At 41.3% G+C, this 14,804-nt stretch carries 10 protein-coding genes; 2 read left to right on the top strand and 8 right to left on the bottom strand.

All coding sequences use genetic code 11. The features are described from left to right. Positions 1 to 26 precede the first annotated feature (26 nt). A complete protein-coding gene (locus J8M01_RS17310) occupies positions 27 to 770 on the top strand; it encodes a tetratricopeptide repeat protein (RefSeq protein ID WP_192510059.1) in 744 nt (247 codons plus the stop codon). A 79-nt stretch (positions 771 to 849) separates the two neighbouring features. On the opposite strand, the gene J8M01_RS17305 is transcribed toward J8M01_RS17310, so the two are convergent. From J8M01_RS17305 to J8M01_RS17290, 4 genes are all read right to left on the bottom strand, one after another. Then, complete coding sequence (locus J8M01_RS17305; protein ID WP_211058783.1) at positions 850 to 2,217, bottom strand: aldehyde dehydrogenase family protein; 1,368 nt, start codon at positions 2,215 to 2,217, stop codon at positions 850 to 852. Between the two features lie 173 nt (positions 2,218 to 2,390). Beyond that, positions 2,391 to 3,848 (bottom strand): DASS family sodium-coupled anion symporter, encoded by a 1,458-nt coding sequence (locus J8M01_RS17300; RefSeq protein WP_211058782.1) that lies wholly within the window; start codon positions 3,846 to 3,848, stop codon positions 2,391 to 2,393. 338 nt (positions 3,849 to 4,186) lie between these two features. Further along, positions 4,187 to 6,043 (bottom strand): M28 family metallopeptidase, encoded by a 1,857-nt coding sequence (locus tag J8M01_RS17295; protein ID WP_211058781.1) that lies wholly within the window; start codon positions 6,041 to 6,043, stop codon positions 4,187 to 4,189. Between the two features lie 65 nt (positions 6,044 to 6,108). Continuing rightward, positions 6,109 to 8,298, bottom strand: a complete 2,190-nt coding sequence (locus J8M01_RS17290; RefSeq protein WP_211058780.1) for a M4 family metallopeptidase — start codon at positions 8,296 to 8,298, stop codon at positions 6,109 to 6,111. 439 nt (positions 8,299 to 8,737) lie between these two features. Between J8M01_RS17290 and J8M01_RS17285 the strand changes: the two genes are divergently transcribed. After that, positions 8,738 to 9,160, top strand: coding sequence for a hypothetical protein (locus tag J8M01_RS17285; RefSeq protein ID WP_210994792.1), 423 nt, complete (start codon positions 8,738 to 8,740; stop codon positions 9,158 to 9,160). A gap of 131 nt (positions 9,161 to 9,291) precedes the next feature. Here J8M01_RS17285 and J8M01_RS17280 read toward each other — a convergent pair whose 3' ends face one another. The 4 genes from J8M01_RS17280 to J8M01_RS17265 are packed head-to-tail and all read right to left on the bottom strand — an operon-like array spanning position 9,292 to position 14,781. Continuing rightward, entirely contained in the window at positions 9,292 to 10,416 is a 1,125-nt protein-coding gene (locus tag J8M01_RS17280; protein ID WP_211058779.1) for a DUF1513 domain-containing protein, read from the bottom strand. Between the two features lie 2 nt (positions 10,417 to 10,418). Next, positions 10,419 to 11,621 (bottom strand): imelysin family protein, encoded by a 1,203-nt coding sequence (locus J8M01_RS17275; RefSeq protein WP_211058778.1) that lies wholly within the window; start codon positions 11,619 to 11,621, stop codon positions 10,419 to 10,421. 17 nt (positions 11,622 to 11,638) lie between these two features. Then, positions 11,639 to 13,081, bottom strand: a complete 1,443-nt coding sequence (locus tag J8M01_RS17270; protein WP_211058777.1) for a di-heme oxidoredictase family protein — start codon at positions 13,079 to 13,081, stop codon at positions 11,639 to 11,641. Beyond that, entirely contained in the window at positions 13,078 to 14,781 is a 1,704-nt protein-coding gene (locus J8M01_RS17265) for a di-heme oxidoredictase family protein (RefSeq protein WP_211058776.1), read from the bottom strand. Before J8M01_RS17265 ends, J8M01_RS17270 begins: the two co-directional genes overlap by 4 nt. Positions 14,782 to 14,804 lie beyond the last annotated feature (23 nt).

Here is a 14,804-nt window from a genome sequence, read left to right as displayed (position 1 = left end):
CAAAATGGTTATTAAGGAACAACGTTATGTGGCACGCTAAAATCAAGTCTGTAATGTTCGTCGCACTATTTAGTTGGACTCACACTTCAATCGCAGGATTAGAAGAAGGTATTGAAGCTGCTAATTCAGGGCAGTTTGACATCGCACTTAAAGAATTTCGTTACCTCACAGATATGAACTACGCGCCTGGTATCTACGAGTTAGCTAAAATGTATCAAGGTGGGTTTGGCGTAAACAAAGACCTACGTAAAGCTGCTTCACTCTTTAATGATGCAATTGAACTTGGCAGTGCCGATGCCATGTTTGCACTGGCTGTGATGTACGATGATGGAAAAGGAGTTAAACAAGACAAGCACAAAGCCATTACGCTATTTACACAAGCTGCAAATAAAAACCTATCAGCTGCACAGTTTAACCTAGGTGTAATGTATGCCAATGGAGATGGTGTTGTACAAAGCTATTATACAGCGATGGACTGGTATGAAAGAGCGGCCTCTAACAACTATACCTTAGCACAATTCAATCTTGCGTTACTCTATTATCAAGGCCTTGGTACTGATAAAAATATTGAAAGATCATATATCTGGAATTTAATAGCCGAATATAACGGCAGTAGAGACGCGAGTAAAAGCCGAGATTTAGATGAGCAACAGATGTCTCCATCACAAATTGAAAAGGCCACTGAAATAGCAGACGATATATACCAAAGAATACAACAGGGTACTTACGCACCCGAGATAAGACCAAAGCAAAAATCTTATACATTCTAAACGCGTTATGACAATGTTGAATATTCACTGGCTGGTTCACACTGTTTAGTGAATATTCAATAGATCATAGACGCAATACTTATTTCAGGAAAAGTGCCTTAATCGGCTCTAACAAAAGCTTAGATTGCTTAAGTAACAAAGCCGTTCTAAAGCGTAACTTTTTGTCACTGGCGAGTATGCTTTTACCATGACTGAAGGTCAGAAAGCCTTCTTTAGCATGATACTGCCCCATTCCAGAATGGCCTATCCCACCAAATGGCATATCTTCAATCGTCACTTGCAAAATAGTTTCATTGATTGCCAACGTTCCTGTGCGCAGACGTTTACATACTAAGTCTTGCAGCGTTTTATTCTCGGTAAATAAATAACTCGCCAAAGGACGCTCAGACAGTTCTATGTATTGTAATGCTGCATCAATACTATCAACTTCGATGATGGGTAAAATTGGCCCGAATATTTCGTCTTGCAACACACGCATATCTTCAGTTGGCTCGGTAACAATATGCAACCCCATACGAAATGGTGCGGTTTGGTCAGTATCATTTTTGACTTCAGGCCAAACTGTTGCCCCTTTGTTTATTGCATCATCTAAAACACCGCACAAACGTTGAAACTGCCTTTTAGTAATAATGCTCGATAGTTTTTTATCGTGCTTACCGTCGCTAAAGTGTAATAAATATTGCTCTTTTAATGCTTCAATGAGTGCACTCTTGTTCTTTTTAGTCACTAGCACATAATCAGGCGCAACGCATATTTGCCCTGCATTTGTCAGTTTCCCCAACAAAATACTCTTGGCGGTGTGTATCATATCTGCATCATCGGCAACAATAACCGGCGATTTCCCCCCAAGTTCAAGTGTCACGGGCACTAAGTTTTCTGCTGCCGACATCATTACTTTTTTACCAATGTTGGTTGCGCCGGTAAAAAACAAATGATCAAAATTCAAACTCGAAAACTCAGATGCAACAGTATGATCCCCTTCAATAATCATACAATGCTCCGTGAGGTCTGCAAATAACATGATAATTTCTTGATTCACATGTGGCGTAAATTCGCTGAGCTTTAGCATCACTCTATTACCTGCTGCAAGTGCTGTGAACACCGGTAAAAGTGACAACTGAATGGGATAATTCCAAGGAGCTATCACACCCACAACTCCCTTGGGCACTTGTTGTACCCACACCTTTGAAGGCCACATAGCTAACCCAGAGCGGCGTCTATCTGGTTTCATCCATTTCGATAAATGCTTAATTTGATATTTTAAGCCATTGATGGTTGGCATTATATCGCCAATTTTCGAGTCAAATTCGGTTCGACCATTAAAATCAAGGTCAGCTGCATTCACAAACGCCTCTTGTGCTTTAACCAACCGTGATAATAATGTTTGAAGTAACGCAACCCTGTCATTCAAATCAGCAAATGGGGCTGCCGAGTATGCAGCTTTCATCCTTAAAAGCTCTTGATTTAATTGTGATATTTCTTGTACATGCACGATTTTATGACCACATTAGTTACTGATATGACCACTATAACCAAGCAAGGTGATATACGCAAAATTAATGCTTAGTATTTACAAAATGTAAGTATTCAGTTATACATTCGACTTTAATGAATATGTCCTTAAAAGCCAAACACCAATGACCCTACACTCATGGTCATCACTGTTATAATCGCAATGGCGATAACATTCATCGCAAAGCCTGCTTTTATCATCTCTTTTATTTTTACTTCACCAGAGCCAAATATAATTGCATTGGGCGGTGTTGCAACTGGCATCATAAATGCGCAACTTGCGGCAATCGCAGCCGGAATAACCCATATAAGCGGCGTGCCTGCAACTTGTTCAGCAACAGGCCCAAGCAAGGGTAAAAACCCAGCAGCCGTCGCCGTATTGCTGGTCATTTCGGTTAAGAAACAAATTAAAGCAGTAACAACTAAAACCCCAATAACAATCGGCATTGCTGATGCTCCCGCTAAAGAGTTCGCAATGTACACGGCTAAACCTGAAGATTTAATTTGAGCAGCAAGCGTTAAGCCGCCACCAAACAGCAATAAAATTCCCCATGGCAACTGATTGGCCGACTGCCAATCGAGTACTCGTTCATCTGTTTTCTTTTTCGCGGGCAAAATAAACAGCATAATTGCTGCTATCATTGCAATACCTGTATCGGTGATATTTAATCCTGTAAATTGTGCTATATATGGTCTCAAAATCCAGCTGACCGCAGCAAAAACGAATACTGCCAGCACGTTTTTTTCTGCTAAAGTCATAGACCCAAGTTCGCTTAACTGTTGTCTAAATAAAGTAGATAAATTAACTGTGTTACCCTGCTTATCGTCTTGTAGCTTAAATGCAAAACGAGTCAACCAGTACCAACAAATTATGATCATAATAAAACTAAATGGCACAGCCAGTGCCATCCATTGTGCAAAGCCTATTTTAATTTGATAACTTTCCCATAAATATGCCACCATTAACGCATTCGGGGCCGTCCCAATAATTGTTCCAATCCCACCTAAACTGGCGCTGTAGGCAATAGCCAGTAAAAGCGCTTTCCCATAATTATCGTCACCTTGACTGTTTTCTTTTAAAACGTGAATAACAGACAATGCAATCGGCAACATCATCAGGGTTGTTGCGGTGTTGTTGATCCACATCGACAAAAAGCCACTGACCAACATCATAGCCAAAATTTGGCGCTTCGGATTATTGCCGCTTCGCAGCATAGTATGAAGTGCAATTCGTCGGTGTAGCTGCCACCTTTCCATAGCAATTGAGATTAAAAAACCACCTAGGAAAAGAAAAATCAATGGATGTGCATACAAACTTGCCGCTGTTTTAATGTCGTTAATACCCGCAAGTGGCACTGCGATCAGAGGGACCAATGACGTCGCAGGTATTGGAACAACCTCACTAACCCACCAAATAGCTAGCCAAAGAGCCAGCCCAGCAGTTCTCCATGCATTCACCTCCATACCAACCGGTGCATTTGTAAGGCAAGTTAATAAAAAAATACTTGGCCCAAGTAACAGCATTAACTGGTTAAACCTATTTTTGTTCTTTGAATTCACAGTCATAATATCTTGAATAAATTTACACAATAGTAATAATTAATTGAGGACAGAGTATGGAGCAGCTGAATGCATAGCTCAAGTGAGGAATTATATTTAACCTCAGTTCTGGATAAGCGAATTTGCCAATAAAACTATTTTTCTCACTCTCGGCGTTGCTTTCATTTGTAATAGCCCGCTATTACTGCATAAAAGCGCCTTGATATTGAACAAAATATCATTATTGGATTGTACGTAAGTTTGTTTACAACAATATTTCCTATTTCAAAACCTTTATCCAAACCTGAAGTTATTTAATATAATGAAGGTGATACTAAGTCGTATCACCTAACTTTAATGTCACACTAATTCGCAGTGACCGAAAGTGTTATACCGCTGGCTGCACTATATCCTTTCATACCGATGAACCATTGCCCAGATGCTGGCGAATCAAATGTACAACTCTCTTGGTTGCCGTTTTTGTAAGGTCTACAATCATATACTGACTCTGATACATCGCTTGCATGTTTAACGTAAAGATCAGCGTCTCCTGTACCACCGGAAACCGTAACCGTTAAATTTTGATAGCCAGAATCTAGCATCTGATTAAAACGAACCCAGCCACCTCGCGTTACTGACAAATTACTTTCAGTACGATTGATGGGAGTAGGTCCACCATTTTGGACTTGATAGCTGCCTACTAAACTGACATCTGTAATGGCGTTCCACGCTTCAACCATGACATGATATTTACCAACTTGTGCAGTTGTAATGTTACATGTTTCATTGCTATTCGAGTTGGTACTTTTACAATCATAAGATTGTAGCGATGGTTTAGCGCCAAACTTAACGTAAAGGTCGGCATCGCCTGTTCCACCTGATGTATTAAATTTTAAATTGGCGCTGTCAGCGGGGACATCAAGTGTGTAAAATAACTGTGCTTTTGCAGCCCCAGTTATCCCTGTTTTTGTAACGCCATTTTCCAAACTGTTATCAACTGGTGGTGGATCTATTGTTCCAGCAGACTTACCTAACTCAGCCAAATAGGTGACCGCCAATTTAGCAAACTTGCTTGCATGGTCTGCGTCAAATTCAGCATCATTTACTGTGTGGATCTTACGATTAATGTCAGCCATTTTAGACTCAAAAGGCATTGAAGCGGCATAACCCTGTTGATGCCATGACGCGTGGTCTGAACATCCATAACCACATTGATCAAAGCCATAACTCATTGCCGGTAAGTAAGCGTCTATTAGTTGACCTAAAAATGTATTCTGTGCGGCATTGGTATAATCAGTCATCATCACAATGTCTTGAGTGCTACCATTACGACCAGTCATATCAAACTGTACCATTCCCACAACATTTTTGCCTTGTGACTTGTATGATTGAGCTATAGCCTTAGAACCTCTTAATCCAACTTCTTCAGCAGCAAAACCCATGATTTTTATCGTTCTTTTTGGCTTAAAATCACTTGCAACCACTGCCCGCAGAGCTTCAGTTAACACGGAAATTCCCGATGCATTGTCATCTGCACCAGGGGCTCTTCCACCACTGGCATTCGCGCTGTTAATTGAATCCAAATGGCCTCCAATAACAACTATTTCATCTGCTTTTTCGCTACCAGCAATGGTCACAACCACCGAGGACTGTGCCCAACTATGCGAAAAATATTCTACGCTAATATCACTGCGAGACTGAGCAATTTGTTGCCAATGACCTTTTAACCACTCAGAAGCATCTATGCCCGTTTGCTGTGTATAATAACGGTTGTGAAATGCCGACATTGTATTCACTGTATTCGTTAAATTACTCGCCGATATTTTCCCTATCAGGGCATTCACCGTATCTGGGTTATCTATTGTATAATTTACCACCAGCGGCTGAATTTGTTGCTGCTCAACCAAAGCCAGTTGAGCCAAATACGTGTGCGCTTCCTCTAGTGAATCATGTGCAACGAACCCACCACAACGATGGTAATTATCGTGCATAAATTCACTTAGTTCATTCACTTGATTTACATTGATATTTAATAACTGGGCATGTTGATGAAGACTGGGTTTTGATTGTAGCTGTTCACCCAGCAAGCTTTTTTTCAATTTATAGTGGTGAGCAGCGTCAGGCCCAACTGTGACCCAAACATGCTCATTTGATACTTCAGAAGCCGACAGCCCCATGGGTAAAAAAAAGCAGCTCAGTAAGTACTTTACATGATGTTTCATAACTAAATTCCATTGTCTGATAAACAAAAAAGGGAGCATGAAGCTCCCTTGCTTAGTCCTAGGTATTAATTCGCTTTTATGCTTAAAGTGACACCGCTTGCTGCGCTATAACCGCGAACATCTACATGCCATGTACCCGCCTGTGGGTTGGCGATCGTACATGTTTCTGAGTTGCCATTTTTATATGGGCGACATTCATAAGACGTTGTTGTAGACTGTGAACCGAAATTCACATATAAATCCGCATCCCCTGTACCACCTGAGATTGTGACATCTAATGACGAATAACCTGCGCTCAAATCTTGCGTGAAACGTGTCCAGCCATTGCGACTTACACTCACGTTACTTTCTGTTCTGTCAATTGGTTGAGTTGAACCACCTGTTGAATAGCTTCCAGTTAAAGACACCCCTGAAATTGCATTCCATGCTTCTACCATCACATAATAAGCACCGGCTTGAGATGTTGCGATAGGGCATGTTTCATTGCTACTAGACGTCGTACTTTTACAATCTGAAACTGACAATGATGGGCGAGAACCAAATTTAACGTATAGGTCAGCATCCCCTGAATTACCTGTTGTTTCAAACTTTAAGTTTGATGCGCCAGCAGGCACGTTAAGCACAAAGAACTTTTGCTCTTTTGCCGCACCACTAATTCCAGTACGCGCAACACCATTGCTTATCTCTTCATCACCAATGGGTGGCTCACCACCGCCACATGAACTACCCGAACTCAAGTTAGATACAACACCAACCGCAGCAAGCGCCGCTTTTACATCGTCGGTGTTGTAGTTAAGATCACATGCTGCATCCATCACACCATTACCCGCTAAGTCCCAGTTAGTACTTGCAGTCCAGTATTGTTGGTTTGCTTTAGCCATCACTTTAAATGCTTTTTGAGTATCCCAACCCGCCGTTGTGGCTAAGTTATAGAAAGCTTTATTGAACACTCCTGAACTATGGTGAACATCCATACCTGACGTATAGCTAGATTGTTGATCAATTGAACGTCCATCTTGTGTTGGATTATTCATATAACGTAGTGCGCCAGTCCCTTTGAATATCTCTTGTCCTACTAACCAGTCATTAGAACCCTTCATATAGAATTCAGCTGCTTCACCCGCCATATCAGAAAACGCTTCATTCAAGCCACCTGATTTGCCACTATATATTAGGCCTGAGTTTTGCTCAGTAAAACCATGACTCACTTCATGTGCTGACACATCAAGACTTACGAGCGGGTAAAATGTGCTTTGCCCGTCACCAAAAGTCATTGCACTGCCATCCCAAAACGCATTTTCATAGTTATTGCTATAATGAACTCGCATTTTTAATTGGAAGGTTAATGGGGCTGTTCCTATCCAATCGTTATACATGTTGAAAACAACATTTCCGAAATAATGCGCATCGTTAAGTGGCGAAAATGCGCCATTAATCTCTTTTACCGTATTTTCTGGGCACGTAAAGCTATGTGCTGAACTGCCACTTGTACCGTGATTTAAGTTAATTGTCTTAACATTGGCATTTGTCATCGTACAAGTATTGCCTGACTGTGCGACGTCAAGATGACCAAAGTCTGTGCCGTATACATACTTGCCTGTTTTAGCATTTCCACCAGGGCCTGTTGCGTTTGCATGCTGTAGATTATCAAAGCTGTGGATCATTTCACCCGAATGCGCATCAATGATCTGATACGGTCGAGAAGGCGTTTTGCCATAGGTAACATATGTCACTTCGTACGCAAGTCGTGCTGTCGAGTTTTCGTCTAGCCAAATAACTAAACGAGACGTTTTATTATGCTGAGTTAGTTCCTCTGACATACCTGATAACGCTTGATGCTGCGTTATCGCTTTTTTAACCGCCACAGCTTCCGTTAATGATGGTTTTACCGTTTTAACATCACTTGCAAGATCATATACAGCGGCACCATGCGCTCTTTGCACCTGGCCATGCTTATCAAACGTTAAAATCGCATGATCTCCGACAACCGGTACACCCTGATAAACTTGTTGATATCGGCGAGTAACTTCGCCATTTTTTCCTGCAAATTCTTTAACTAAGACCAGATCGTTCCCTGCACCTAAACCGACAACTTGCCTCGCAGTTGCCGACAACAACGTTGTAGAATTAGACTGTAATAAGCTATTCATACTCCCTTGTACGTTCAAGTACTGCTTATTCGCAGCAGCTGCATTGCCTGCGTAGCTTAATGCCATCGCTGTAATTGTGGCTAAAGTGATTTGTGATAGTTTCACGTTTACGCTCCAAAATGTTGTTTAGTATTATCAGCCATTTAGATTGGCTTTTTATAAATTGAATTTTGCAACAGTAATAACCGTTACATCACCCAGCCTAGACATCATTGGAAATAAATAAACCCAAACTTAACATTTAATACATATTTCATTTACCAAAAAATAAAACTTTAAACATCAATAAATTGTAACTGTTCAAATAAGCATCAAACCTAAGTGTATAGTTTTAATGTAAACTTTTACTTACAAATGTTAATAATATAAATATGGAACGCTTCTTTAAAAAACAATAAAGATATGTTATATCAAATCAATACATTGAAAAATATACACAACTAAGCATATTTCAAAACTCACGATGATGAGAATAAATGCTAGGACCATGCTATAAATGAAAATATCTAAACAGTAACTACCAAAAAATAAGGTTGTCATATATATGAACGACAAAAAATTTCAGCTTTACCAACTTAGCGTTATCTTTAGTATGATTTTTGCGCTAGTTGGATTTTCATATAATATATGGCGTCTAGAATCAACCGAGACCAATAACAATATCCGAGTCGCCTGTTTTGAAACATTAAAAGAGCTCGCGTCACTAGAGCAAATTATTTATTACGCTTATTACGACCAAGATAAAGTCGAAGGTAACCCAAGAAAAGGCTGGATAAAAGTGGGACTTATTAACGACTTCAGTGCATTAACCTCTACTGACATAGAAAAAAGTGCTGCCAATTTAGAGCAGGTCTGGCGTGACAATTGGCCACAGCTTCATGAAGATAAAATAGCGGTTGATAAGATTGTGTTGAATATTGATAAAGTCAGAGATGAAATAAAAGTCGTGCTATCCAAGCTTAACTAAATAATTATTAATAAACCATATAAATAATACAATATTCTGAATATTAACTCTGTTATTTCCGAAGGAATATCCTGGGCGCTGCTAAAAGTAAGCCACAAACGCTTAAAATCACTCACATCCGCGCCCCTACTTTATACCATATGTATCATATGGTTATCCCATTTAAGTTGATGTTTCTTTAATCTCACGTTTCGCTGATCTTGCAGTATGAGATCACCTCGCCCCGTACTTCCCATAAATTGCCCATTACTACTGGCTATACCAGCGCAATCTCGCTGTTTAGTTACCTCAAGTAAGCTATCTGTTTGAATATCCCAATAGCTTATTACTCCGCCTCGTGGCGACGTAACAGCAAGGCGCTTATTCATAGGGTCTATGGCCAGACTTGCCGTGTATTGATTAAACACTCGCCATGTATTTAATTCTGTATTGAGCGCTTCTAGTTCAGACTCGTCACTTAACTTATGTGAAAAGATAAGTGGCTGAATATGGTGTTTAGCCCCCTGATATTGGCACCCTATATACACTTTATCATCATTAGACACGCATAAGTGACGTGTGCTTAGCTGATTATTCGGTGGAGAAAATGATCCCATTAACTTACCCGACACAGTATCTAAGTAACTGATGTTGGGCTTCATTGATTCAATATTAAGTTTGGTCCTTGGACTTGCAGGATGAGTATGGATCCCTCCATTGGCAACCACAATTGTATTACCTTGATTCATCAATGCCAGTTGGTGGGGGCCTACTCCACCACTTAAAAATTCGGCTTCAATTGCATAGGTAGTCGTGTTACGAACCACGATCACTCCCTCATATGCTTGATAACTCTTGTCAAACCGATTCTCGGTGGTATACAAAAAGTCCCCGCTCTCAGTCAAGACACCATGTCCATAGAAGTGCTGCCCAACAGAAGATAATAGCTGTTTTTTTATTGCACCGGCATTAATATCAATAACGTATAATTTGTTACCTGGTCGCCGTGAAAACGCAAAGAGCGTTTTATTTTTACCACAATAAGTTAAGTCATGCGCGCGCTCTGGTATTTCAACTCGGCCAAGCATATTACCATTATGGTCGAACCACCCAATAAAATGCCTTCCTGACAGGTCGGTGAATGCACTGGCAAACTGTGACGTTTCCGAAAATGCACAACCGCTTATTAGCACAGCAGCCGACGCTGCTGCACCAATTGAGAGCATGTTCTTGCAAAACTTTCGCCTACCATCAAGCTGTATTGTATTGCCTGCCAAGTTTAATCTCCGTCGTTAGTATTAAACCCTGGAGCAAGATCTGTCACTTGTACAAAATCAGTACTCATAATGGTACGTAGCTCTGTGATAGCTTTGCGGAGTTCTTGTAATTTGACCCGACCCTCATCTGTTTTAATTAAATCAGTTAACGTGTCACTTTTAAGTCCATTTACCTTTGCCAATAAAGTATCAAACGCCGTCATAAGTGCAGTATTGACATCTTCCCGGCCTTTGACTTGAGTTAGGTAGTCGTTAAAACCAAATTCATTGCCCCCTTTATACTGAGAGAATAAGGTATTGATGTTAACCACTATATTGTCGAATGAACTTAAACTTATGGCACTTTCGAGTAAATCAGGCTTACCTGGGATGCCAACACCTAACGGCGCTTTCAACTTGTCGTCATTGATGATCTCTAGATATTCAAACCATATAGTAAGAAACTTCTCTAATGCATGTTTTTTACTATCGAAATCGCCATTCCCATCTTTAAAACTCTGCGCGTACCCTGAGTTCCACTGTAATAAAGTATCTTCCATAATATCACTTACATTACGTGTAATAGCCTTAACATAGCCACACCTATTCTCCTTATCTTGCGCGCCGACTAGCGATGTTGCAGGATCACTGTTAAACAACACGTACTCCATTGCTGGCAAGCCCTGAATTTGGTGTTTTTGACTACCAAACCCTTCCGAAAAATCACTTTTTTCTGCCAGTGCAGCCTCTACATCTAAGGCTAATTTACTGGCCGATATCGGCCAAAATTGCACTCGTGAGTAGTAGAATGTCTCAGCAATCGGCCCGAATTTCAAAGTTCTTGCAGCCTGCCAAGCCAGATTTGTCTCACGCCAAGTTTGTTTTAGCTTTTCTAAGTCAGTATTTGAAGGCGTAGTTAACGCACAAAATTCTGTGCTATTACTTTCTAACTTTTTAGCCGCTGAGTACATATTTTGGTACGCTGGCAATATTGTATTATCAACTAAGCTTGCTGCTAGCTTCGTTAAACCATCATTCACGCTTAATGAACCGACAGTCGGAGTCGTTGGTACTGTAGGTGTCGTTGGGGTTGTCGGGGTTGTATCCGTCCCACCAGATGAACCACCACATCCTGACAAGAAAGAAAAACCAAATACGCCTGCTAATATTAAAGCAATAGGTCTTAATGTGTGTAACGCCATTCTAGGCTCCGAAAATAAGTTCATTGCAGATCCAGCCTCGGTTAAATTTGATTAATAAAGTGAAGTAATGCTTCACGTTCTGTTATTTTTAGATCAATAAATTTTTGTTGATGTGACTTTGCTTCACCACCATGCCATAACACCGCTTCTTCTATGGTTCTGGCTCGACCATCATGCAAATACGCAGCGAAGCCTTGTACGCGTTTTTGTAGACCAATCCCCCATAGCGGCGGGGTTCTCCATTCAATACCAGTTGCTGAATTTTCTATGCCTTCATCTGCCAGTCCTTCTCCCATATCATGCAAAGCCAAATCGGTATAAGGCCAAATTTTTTGACCTGCGATTGCCGCAATAGCATAATCAGGATCCGTTATATAGCTCGGGGTATGGCATGTATTACACCCAATTTGATAAAAAAGTTTTCGCCCCTGTATCGCTTGATCACTGGTTAAATCCCGAGCAGGTGGCACGGCTATGGTTTGACCCATAAAGACAGTGAGGTCATGTAGCTTTTTTGGTATATCTAGTGTGCCATTAGGATCAACATCAGCGGCTTGTTGACATCGAACTTGATGAGGTAAACATTGTTCTTGCTCAAATATTGGATTAGTAATACCAATATCATTTACAAAGGCTCCCGCAATTTGTTGCTCTAATGTGCTATGCAGTCCTTTAAAGCCAAAGCGGCCAATCTGTCGAGTCTGGTCAATCGCATCTACAACAAAGTTGTATTTCCCACTGACTCCATCACCGTCGAGATCGTCGATATCTTCTTGTACTAGCAAGTCTTCTGCTTTAATTGCATCCAATAGCCCCATACCATAAACTGCAGGTGCATAACGTGCTGATAGCCTAGAGTCACTATCCATTTGACCATAATGATAATTCTCAAATTGGTATCGAGGTTTTCGTAAGGTATATTCAGTGCCGTCGGCATATGTTCCGACTATCTGGTCATAAAACACGCGAACTTGACCCTCGCCTTTCACTGGCCCGTCCAAGTTAGCATGAGACAAACGCACATTAAGAGGTTGTAGTTGTCCGCCATATCGACTGTCTGCCATGTAACTCTTTATATTCAAAAACCGAAACAACAACGCTGGTGGCGCAAGCTCCCCATGCTTCGGTGGCTTTCCACGGCCACCATCTACATGGCATGTTTTACATGACCGAGCATTAAACAGCGGCCCTAATCCATCCCGATCCTTGGTAATAGCCGGTGATGCAACCCATGGATCTCTAAAAAAAGAAAACCCATCCCAAAAATCTAACTGGGTCATAATTGGCACATTCTCTGCTGGATACACAAATGTGCGGTGAGACACTGATTTACGGGTTGTCTCGCCTCCAGGTTTGAACTCACTCGCGCTAAATTGCGGCGTATCATCAAAGGATTCCGCTACTTTATATAAAGCAGCACCAACGAACAGTATGACGCCGATAATAATCCGCATATTTAGTCGATAGTTACGTCTTATTATCATAACGAGTTCAAAAATGCCTGTAAGTTTGAGCGCTCTGCTTTAGTCATGTTGATATAGCTTTTTTGAGCCGCAAGCGCTTCACCGCCGTGCCATAAAATCGCTTCTTCAATTGTCAATGCCCGACCATCATGTAAAAAAGTCGCTTTAGGGTTAACCGTCTTCACTAAACCGATCCCCCATAAAGGCGGGGTTTTCCATTCTACTCCTGTTGCATCTCCCTCCGGACGTCCATCGGCTAACCCGTCACATCGCTGGACATACACACACTGCTCACCACTTGTGCAACTTTCACCCGACGCCAATTCTCGAGTAACATCACAGGACCCCCCCATATCATGCAATAACAAATCTGTGTAAGGATAAATCACTAAGTCCTCAAGTGCGGTAATATTGGTTTTAGTTTCTTTGATTTGTAGCAAGTCAACATCTCCTAAAACACTACCGAGCGCCTTACCGGTTTTATGGCGTGGTACATGACAACTATGGCAATTAGCTTTATAGAACAAACCTCTTCCTGCTAATACGTCTGAGTTCCATGTATTACTCGCTTCGTCGAACCCTCTACGCTTAGGCACAGCTAGCGTTCGGTTATAAAATTCAACTTGTGCTAAGTCAATATTATTTAGATCTACACCATTGTGGTGCCTGTTATTTTCTCGCAATGCTTGCTGATCACACGCTGGTTGCAAATTCGTACACGGCTCTTCAGGATTTAGGCTACTGGTCACCCCCATATCTCCGCGATACGCACCTGATATTTGCTGTAATATCGACCCTGTAACAGCCTTCTGTCCGAACCTTGCTAACTGGCGAGCGCCAGTGATAGGTTGCGATGTATATGCAGCGCGACCCGATATACCATCGTTGTTACTGTCATTTGGATCTGCGTAGACCAGAATTGACGATTCAGGAATGCTTTCTATAAGGCCTGAGCCATATACATGTGGCGTCACTCGAGCCGAAAACCTGACATCTTCATTAAAATCCCCATATGCCAAATCTTTCACTTTATAGATGGGTTTTCTAAGTGTGTAACTCTCCCCATCTGAAAATTCACCCTGTTGTGTTTCATATTCAACCCAAGTATATGCTTCACCGTAGGATAAGCCTTCGTTAATCGCGCCTTGATATTTGGCTAATATAGGCCCTGATTTACCTTCAATTACGCCAAACACTTGGATCTGGTCGCCATAAATTGGATCGATACGACCTTTAGAATCCCCCACCCTTAAAAACATGCTCATCATTGGCTCGTCACTCGATGACGGCACCTCGCCTCTGCCATCTTTGATATGGCAACCTTGACAGCTCGTATTATTAAACAATGGACCTTCGCCATCATGATTACTTCTAAATGTATGATCTCCAGCTTTAAAAACAGCATCACGCTCTGGCTGTTGCACAATTGCAGGAATAGCATGGCTATAAGCATCATTGTTTTGGATTGTTGTCGTTGCAACACCCGCCGATAAATGCTCATTCTTATCTGCTTTATCTGTTAATAATGGTGGTAACCCATCATTTACGATAATTGAAAATGCGTGATTTGACGTATCTGGAACGGGATCTGGTGGTGTACTGGTATCTGGCGGTGTGCCTGTGGTTGGATTACTTGATTCACTCGAACCGCCGCCACACGCCGACAGCAAAATAGTGACTAACAATGCCGCTATATAGTTATATTTATTTAAAAAATTCATCTTCAGTGCCCCTACTTCTCCAA

The sequence above is a fragment of the Pseudoalteromonas sp. MMG005 genome, from assembly GCF_018101015.1.
GTDB classification, from domain to species: domain Bacteria; phylum Pseudomonadota; class Gammaproteobacteria; order Enterobacterales; family Alteromonadaceae; genus Pseudoalteromonas; species Pseudoalteromonas aurantia.
The sequence above is the reverse complement of the archived record's forward strand: the minus strand, read 5'-3'. Positions and strand labels throughout refer to the sequence as shown.

Bases quoted from the DNA above. Each gene is read 5' to 3' on its own strand.
- J8M01_RS17310 (WP_192510059.1), top strand. From the start codon at position 27: ATGTGGCACGCTAAAATCAAGTCTGTAATGTTCGTCGCACTATTTAGT.
- J8M01_RS17305 (WP_211058783.1), bottom strand. From the start codon at position 2,217: ATGAAAGCTGCATACTCGGCAGCCCCATTTGCTGATTTGAATGACAGG.
- J8M01_RS17300 (WP_211058782.1), bottom strand. From the start codon at position 3,848: ATGACTGTGAATTCAAAGAACAAAAATAGGTTTAACCAGTTAATGCTG.
- J8M01_RS17295 (WP_211058781.1), bottom strand. From the start codon at position 6,043: ATGAAACATCATGTAAAGTACTTACTGAGCTGCTTTTTTTTACCCATG.
- J8M01_RS17285 (WP_210994792.1), top strand. From the start codon at position 8,738: ATGAACGACAAAAAATTTCAGCTTTACCAACTTAGCGTTATCTTTAGT.
- J8M01_RS17275 (WP_211058778.1), bottom strand. From the start codon at position 11,621: ATGAACTTATTTTCGGAGCCTAGAATGGCGTTACACACATTAAGACCT.
- J8M01_RS17270 (WP_211058777.1), bottom strand. From the start codon at position 13,081: ATGATAATAAGACGTAACTATCGACTAAATATGCGGATTATTATCGGC.
- J8M01_RS17265 (WP_211058776.1), bottom strand. From the start codon at position 14,781: ATGAATTTTTTAAATAAATATAACTATATAGCGGCATTGTTAGTCACT.